This is a genomic window from Streptomyces sp. WM4235 (genome assembly GCF_001279725.1).
GTDB lineage: Bacteria > Actinomycetota > Actinomycetes > Streptomycetales > Streptomycetaceae > Streptomyces.
In genome coordinates this window covers 1-352 of record NZ_LGDE01000336.1, presented here as the reverse complement: position 1 = coordinate 352, position 352 = coordinate 1, and the positions used below count along the sequence as shown (strand labels likewise).

Annotated in this window: 1 pseudogene; it reads left to right on the top strand. The window is 80.7% G+C overall.

Annotation, left to right across the window (positions count from 1 at the left end):
- A pseudogene (locus ADK55_RS21045) lies at positions 1-352 on the top strand (hypothetical protein); the annotation flags it as partial.

The window sequence follows — 352 nt, the reverse complement described above, 5'->3', positions numbered from 1 at the left end:
TGCTCGCCGCCGCCTCGCTCACCCTCGTCGCCGCCGTACCGCTCGGGGCGCGCGGCGCCGGCCGGCGGGTGGCGGCCACCGAATGGCGGGGCACCCTCGCCACCGTCGCGGGACTCGGCCTGCTGCTCCTCCCGGCCTCCGGCCCGGCCCCCGACGACACGCTCACCCTGACCGAGGCGCTGGCCGTCTCGGGCGCCACCGCCGCCGTGATCATGCTGCTGACGGTCCGCGGCGACGTGCGCTCGGGGCTGCGGCACGCGACGGCGTCCGGGCTGGCCTCCGCCGCCGCCTCGGCCCTGACCCAGACGGTCACCGTCGCGGGAGGCCGCGGGGGAGAGCGCGGGCGAGGGCG